Raw genomic sequence first — 6,161 nt, 5'->3', positions numbered from 1 at the left:
CGCCCCCGTACCCACCACCGGTCCGTCCCCGCCGCGGCAACGCTCCCGACCGCGACCGCCTGGACCGTTCCGGGCTCATCGGCCGCAGGGCCCCGAGCCGGGGCCTTCTTCACCACGCCCCACGAGCCGGGCCCGCTTGCACCCGGCAACTGCCGTACCGGGACCGGCGTGTACGGACAGGCGGCACGAACGCGGACGTGTCCTCGGGGACGCGCATGGGGTGTCGGCGCTCGGGTGTTCATCACCGTGTTGGGTGCGCGGACCCCCAGGGCGGGCACGGCGGGGTGTTCGGTGGCGGGCGCGGCGGGTGTTCGGTGGCGGGCGCGGGGGTCAGGATGTGGTCCACGACGTCGGCGAGCACCGCCAAAGGCCGCGGGGCGCGCCGCGGGAACCGGGCCACCCGACGCGGTGGTGGGGGCGGGGCCGGGCGCGGCGGGCGTGGTCGGGGACGCGGCTGGCGGAACCTCGGCGGCAGGTGTGGACGGCATCGGCTGCGGCGCCTCGGGGGGCGCGAGCGACATCGCGGTGGTGTCCGGTGTGGATGCTGCGGTTCGCGGTGCGGTGGCGGGGAGTTGACCGGGCGCAGCGGGTGCGGGCGCAGGTGCCGGGCCGGGCACGGCCTCCGGTGCGACAGCGGGCGCAGGTGCGGGGCCGGGCACGGCCTCCGGTGCGACAGCGGGCGCAGGTGCGGGGCCGGGCACGGCCTCCGGTGCGACAGCGGGCGCAGGTGCGGGCGCAGCGGTGGGCAGGAGGGTGCCTCCCTCGTCGACGGGACGGGCGAACGCGGCGGGCCGCCCGGCGGCGGGCGAGCCGGTGGGCAGGCGCCGGCTGCGGGCACCGTGGCAAGCGCGGCGGCCGTGAGGCCTCCGGTGGTGGTGAACGCGGCGGCCAGGGGGTGCCGTCCGCGGTGGCGGGGAGCAGCACGGCGAGGGGGGCGGTGTGGCGGCGCAGGGCCTGGGGGTGGCCGGTGGCGGCGGCCTGGATGAGGTCGCCGAGCTTCTTGCGGGCCTCGGCGACGCCGCGCACGGGCGCGGTGGTCAGGTCCCCGCCCAGGACGGGCGCGTCGGCCGGGGCGGTGCGCAGCGCGTGGTGCCCGCCCCGGGACAACACGGTACCGGCGCGCGCCGTGCGGACCGGATCCGGCAGCGGCGCGCGAGCTTCCCGCAACCTCGCGGCGGCGGGCGGTGCGCGCACGGCGGGCAGGTCCGGACTGGACGCGGCACGGGACGGCGCGGTGTCTGCGGCGGGGAGCGGCACGGCGATCGGGGTGTAGCGGCGGCGCGGCACCGGCGGGTGGCCCGCGGCCGCCCGCCGGACGAGGTCGCCGAGGTGCTTGCGGGCGGGGTCGGGCCCGCCGCCGATCCGGCTGATCACGCGCACCCTCCCGCCGTCCTCGGCCGGCAACAGGGCGGCCTTCCACGCGGCGGCCCCGCGACCCGCAAACACGTGAGATTTCAGGCCGCCAACGGTGCCGCTCCGCGGCCTCGTAGGATAGTGGCCGCAGTGCCACCCGCCCGGAGGATCCGGCCATGCATCGCGTTGCTGCGGTCACCGTGCCGCCTGTACTGAGCTTCGACGTCTCGATCCCGCTCATGGTGTTCAACAGCGCCCCGCACTATGACGTGCGCGTCTGTACGGCGCGGCCGGGCCCGATACCGACCGTCGGCGGGCCCGACATCGTGGTGCCGGACGGCCTGGACTCGTTGGAGGGCGCCGACACGGTGATCGCCGTCGGTAGCGGCGGCGAGCAGGCTCCCCCGGAGGTCCTCGATGCCCTACGGGAAGCCGCGGCTGCCGGCGCACGGATCGCCTCTTTGTGTACGGGTGCTTTCGTCCTGGCCCAGGCCGGCCTGCTGGACGGGCTTCGCGCGACGACCCACTGGGCGCTGGCCGACGACCTCGCCACTCGCTTCCCGTCAATCGACGTACAACCCGGCCTCCTCTTCGTCGAGGACAACGGCGTCTTCACCTCGGCGGGAGCCGCGGCCGCCATCGACCTGTGTCTGCATCTGGTCAAGATCGACTACGGCGCGGCCGTCGCCAACGCGACCGCGCGGCTCGCCGTCGTCTCTCCCCAACGGCCGGGCGGCCAGTCCCAGTTCATCGAGACCCCGCTGCCGCCGGAACGCGGCTCCTCACTCGCCCCCACCCGCGCCTGGGCACTCGAACACCTCGACCGGCCGCTCACCCTGGCCGACCTGGCCGGTCACGCCAGGACGAGCGTGCGCACCCTCACCCGGCGCTTCCACGCAGAGACTGCGTCGAGCCCCCTCCAATGGCTGCTGCACCGGCGCATCGACCGGGCCAGAGAGCTGCTGGAGACCACCGAGCTGCCCATGGACCAGGTGGCTGAGAAGAGCGGTCTGGGCAGCGCGGACTCACTGCGCAAGCACCTAGCCAGCCGGGTCGGACTCACACCCACGGCCTATCGCGCGAGTTTCAACCGAGCGCCCACCGGGCGGACACGCACGTGACACCAACGCACCCATCACCGCCTGCGAGACGACCAACCGCGCCCGCACAGTGTGAACCGAGATTTTTGTTCGCCGCACGATCTGCAGCACAAGGAACATGGGAGCCTTGTCGTTCTCGGCCATCCCGAGGCCCCAGACCAACTCGAGGGACACCGTTCGTCCTTCCACGGAACCCCAACACGGTATGCCCTCTCCACCGTGGTCATCCGCCGTGGTTACCGCTTGTGCCCGAGAGCTGGCGTGCGACGCCCCCGGACCGCGGTGCGGCTGCAGTCGCCGCCGCCACTGCGGGCTGTCCGCGACGCGACGCGCGGCCGCGCCGGCGCAGTACGCGGTCCGGTGTCAAGGTCACGATCCGGTCCGGCCGCGTCATTCGGGCGGAGACGACGGCCCAGAGACTGCGGAGTCCACGCGACCGGTTCAGAAAAAGGGCCCCGCGAACCTGTCGACGAGACAGGGCACCCGAGCATGGCCAGCGGGCGGGATCCGGGACGAGGCGCCGCGCTCCCCCGCCGTCCGCAACGCCCGATGGCGTCGACGGTCTCGCCGGGCGGACGCGGACGCGGACGCGGACGCGGTGGGGTGGGGTGGGGTGGGGAAAGGTGCTCTCCCCTGCTGTGGGAAGCCGGGAGCCCGGGCCGGTTTCGGGGCGGAGCGGAGCGGGGCGGCTGGGCCATGTCCGCGGACATGGCGGCGCGGACTCGGGAGAGCCCGGCGGTCGCGACGCACGACAGCCGGGCCGAGAACATCAACCCGGTGGTCCGGACGCGGAGGTCCGGTCCGGCCATCGACCAGCGGCGCAAACCTCGGCGCCGCTCCGCGTCGTCCAGCGCCCCGACGTCCATGCCCCAGCCGTATTTCGAGTACAACAATTCCGCGTGGCCTCAACGCAGCGGCGGCTTCCTTGCGGCCGGGGCTTCCTCCGTCCACAGCAACCACTACGCCCACGACGCCGGGCTGATCCTTCGTACGCCGAGGGGCAGACCCCCACAGGGCGCCAGTCCGCCGACGACACGGACCTGCGAGGCGCGCCACAGCAGCCGGTTCAACGACACCACGGGCGAGCCGACCGCCGTCTCCGACGCGGCCACACCAGGGGCAGCACGCGCCCCGACCTGGCCGGCCTCGAACTCACCAGGAGTCAGCCGCTCATGCTGACGCACAACCATCCGCATCCACACAACACCCTCCGTGAGCCATTCACGACCATCGACCGGACGAACCGGAGGATCCGGGACCCACTCTAGCCTCGCGCTTTCACGAAAATGCGCGTCTGACATGTGGTCAGGAAAGCAGAAAGTGCCTCTGACCTGGGACGATAGGGCTTGTCTAGGGCCCTGTCGTTCCGGATCAACGAGGCACTTTCCAGGTGAGGAATCGTAGCGGGTCGTACCCGCATGTGCGGGTGTCGGGGGATGGTTCCGGCGTGGTCTCGCAGGCCGGGGCGGTGGTGCTGGTCGAGACGGTCCGCAAGACCGGGCTGGACAAGGCGTTGTCGCGGACCTTGGCTGCGTGGCGCAAGCCGCATGCGGTCCACGATCCAGGCAAGGTGCTCCTTGATGTGGCGCTCGCGGTCGCGTTGGGCGGGGACTGTCTGGCCGACGTCGGCGTCCTGCGTGCGCAGCCCGCGGTGTTCGGGCCGGTCGCCTCCGACCCCACGGTCTCCCGCCTGGTGGGCGTCCTCGCCGCGGCTGGGCCGAAGGCCTTGGCTGCGATCCGCACGGCACGCGCCGAAGCCCGTTTCCGGGCCTGGGAGTTGGCTGGTCACCAGGCACCGGACGCGGACGGGGTGGTGACCGTGGACGTCGACGGGGTCCTGGTCCTGGCGCACTCCGACAAGCAGGACGCCGCCCCGACGTGGAAGAAGACGTTCGGGCACCACCCGCTGGTCGTGTTCGTCGACCACGGACCGGGCGGCACCGGTGAGCCGGCCGCGATGTGGCTGCGGCCGGGCAACGCGGGCAGCAACACCGCCGCCGACCACATCGCCGCCGCCCGGCTCGCGCTCGCCCAACTCCCCAAGCGGCACCGACGCGGACGCGGCACCCTGGTGCGCACCGATTCGGGCGGCGGCACCCATGAGTTCGTCGACTGGCTCACCCGACGCGGACGATGGCTGTCCTACTCGGTCGGCATGACGATCACCGACAAGGTCCACGCCGCCGTCCTCGCCGTCCCCGCCTCGGCGTGGACACCCGCCGTCGAACACGACGGACAGGTGCGCGACGGCGCCTGGGTCTGCGAACTCACCGGCGACGTCCTGGACGGATGGCCCACCGGGATGCGGCTGATCGTGCGGAAGGAACGCCCCCACCCCGGCGCCCAGTTGCGCATCACCGACGCCGACGGCATGCGGATCACCTGCTTCGCCACCAACACCCCGGGCACCGCGATCTCGGCTCTGGAGCTGCGGCACCGGCTCCGCGCCCGCGCCGAGGACCGCATCCGCACCGCCCGCACGACCGGCCTGCGGAACCTGCCGCTCCACGACACAGCCCAGAACCAGGTCTGGCTGGAGATCATCCAACTCGCCCTCGACCTGCTCGCCTGGATGCCGATGCTCGCCCTGACCGGCGACGCACGCCGCTGGGAGCCGAAACGCCTGCGGCTGCGGCTGTTCTCCGCCGCCGCACGCCTGACCACCACCGGACGCCGACGCGTCCTCAAACTCGCCCGGACATGGCCCTGGACAGCCGTGATCACCGCCGCGCTCGACCGGCTCCGGTTAATCCCCGACCCCGCCTGAACCCCACCGACCAAGGCACACTCCGGGAGAGTGGAACCCCGGCGCCCACCCGACGCGACAGCCGGGCGACAAACACGCCCACATCCCGGAAAGCACCTACCGGCACACCGTCAGACATACCTGCCAATAACTGACGGACCATCACGAAAGATCGAGGCTAGGGCGCGTATCTGGCTGTGATCAATTTGCGGGAGTGGCCATCGCGGCAGAGCCTGTTCCGGTAGACGTGTCCTGTGACACGAGCGCAACTGACGGATGAAGAGTGGGAGTTCATCGGGCCGCATCTGCCGATCGGTGAGTACGGCCCGTATCCCGAGCGGCTGCGGCAGCAGTTCGAGGGCGTGGTCTGGAAGTTCCGGACGGGCTCGCAGTGGCGGGAGATGCCACGGGAGTTCGGTGCCTGGTCGACCGTGTCCAACCGCTGTGCGCCGTGAGGCGCTTTGCTGTATCCCCGACTCACTCGGGAGGAATTTGGAGGGTTATTCCTGGGTCGCCGGACTTACCTGGAAGGGAAACCCAAAGGGGACCGTAGCATGTCCGGAAAGCGGTGGCTGTCTGAAGACGCCTAGGGCTGAGTGCCGCAAGACCCGCGCGATATGGCCAAGGCTGGATTGCTTGAAGCCCAATCTCCAGTGGTGAAAGTAGACACCCGTCGGAATAGCGTCTGAAACCGGCGCCTGTTCTCTGCCCAGCGATGAATCGGTTCCTTGGGCAACCTCCAGGGGACGGGACGCCTTCCAGCGAGGAAGGCCAAGGGGATGAGTGGGCGGCCTACGTCGCGCTCGATACGTACAGCAGGGACGTACCACGGGATCACCTAAGGGGCGCGAGCCCTACGGTGACGGAGTGCCCGTATTAGTCGCAGGAGTGACGCCCTGCCAAGGCGGCCGGGAAATCCGGTCACAGGGCGAAGGGGCACAGGTGATCTGGGCGGTCGGTGA

The 6,161-nt window shown here is 71.8% G+C and carries 3 protein-coding genes and 1 pseudogene; 3 read left to right on the top strand and 1 reads right to left on the bottom strand.

Translation table 11 applies throughout. From position 1 onward, the window contains the following. The first annotated feature begins 1,529 nt into the window (after positions 1 to 1,529). Positions 1,530 to 2,474: a GlxA family transcriptional regulator gene (locus tag LO772_RS35730; RefSeq protein WP_231776193.1), complete on the top strand. Its 945-nt coding sequence runs from the start codon at positions 1,530 to 1,532 to the stop codon at positions 2,472 to 2,474. Between the two features lie 938 nt (positions 2,475 to 3,412). On the opposite strand, the gene LO772_RS35725 is transcribed toward LO772_RS35730, so the two are convergent. Beyond that, positions 3,413 to 3,649, bottom strand: a complete 237-nt coding sequence (locus LO772_RS35725) for a hypothetical protein (RefSeq protein ID WP_231776192.1) — start codon at positions 3,647 to 3,649, stop codon at positions 3,413 to 3,415. 194 nt (positions 3,650 to 3,843) lie between these two features. On the opposite strand from LO772_RS35725, the gene LO772_RS35720 reads away from it, so the two are divergent. Together LO772_RS35720 and LO772_RS35715 are read left to right on the top strand one after the other, a co-directional pair. Continuing rightward, complete coding sequence (locus LO772_RS35720) at positions 3,844 to 5,220, top strand: IS1380 family transposase (RefSeq protein WP_231776191.1); 1,377 nt, start codon at positions 3,844 to 3,846, stop codon at positions 5,218 to 5,220. Positions 5,221 to 5,453: 233 nt separating this feature from the next. Beyond that, positions 5,454 to 5,642: pseudogene (locus LO772_RS35715) on the top strand (transposase); the annotation flags it as partial. Between the last annotated feature and the right edge of the window lie 519 nt (positions 5,643 to 6,161).

The organism is Yinghuangia sp. ASG 101, from assembly GCF_021165735.1.
Classification (GTDB): Bacteria; Actinomycetota; Actinomycetes; order Streptomycetales; family Streptomycetaceae; genus Yinghuangia.
This window is presented reverse-complemented; position numbering and strand designations above follow the sequence as displayed.

What these genes read in the sequence shown, in the direction of transcription:
- LO772_RS35730 (WP_231776193.1), top strand. Translation starts at nt 1,530, where the DNA reads ATGCATCGCGTTGCTGCGGTCACCGTGCCGCCTGTACTGAGCTTCGAC.
- LO772_RS35725 (WP_231776192.1), bottom strand. Translation starts at nt 3,649, where the DNA reads ATGCGGATGGTTGTGCGTCAGCATGAGCGGCTGACTCCTGGTGAGTTC.